We start from the raw sequence: 523 nt of genomic DNA, 5'->3' as shown, positions 1-523 counted from the left end.
GTTACCGTGATGTTGTAAGACACCGTAGAGCCTTGGGTGTAGGGACCAGCGGAGGTGAGGTCTTTCGTCAGCGCCAGGTCGTAGGTCTGATCAACCGTGATCGTCTCATCGTCCTGGTCGTCTTCCGTCGGTACGTCGTTGTCCGGCGTGGAGTCTTCGTCGTCGCCGTCGTCTTCGGTGATCTCCGCAACGTTGGTCAGGCTCGTGCCCTGGAAGGTCGCATCAATCGTGTAGCTCACGTTGAAGGTCAGGCTCGCGCCCTGTGCCAGGACGCTGTTGAGCGTGAAGGTGCCGTCGCCGTTGTCCGTTACGTCGCCGCTGTTCAGGCCGGCGTAGGTCAGGCCGACTTGCGGACGGTCTTCGACCACCACCGTAGCGGCGTTCAGGCTACCCTGGTTGGTTACCGTAATGTTGTAAGACACCGTAGCGCCCTGGGTGTAGGGACCAGCGGAGGTGAGGTCTTTCGTCAGCGCCAGGTCGTAGGTCTGATCAACCGTGATCGTCTCATCGTCCTGGTCGTCTT

At 60.2% G+C, this 523-nt stretch carries 1 protein-coding gene; it reads right to left on the bottom strand.

Annotated features, from left to right (window positions below; translation table 11 throughout):
* Positions 1-523 (bottom strand): DUF7507 domain-containing protein (locus H9S92_RS15795; protein WP_187467662.1); only part of this gene is annotated, 523 nt, incomplete at both ends.

Source organism: Neolewinella lacunae (genome assembly GCF_014349155.1).
Lineage (GTDB): Bacteria > Bacteroidota > Bacteroidia > Chitinophagales > Saprospiraceae > Neolewinella > Neolewinella lacunae.
Note: the sequence above shows the minus strand (reverse complement) of the source record. Positions and strands in the feature narration are given on the sequence as shown.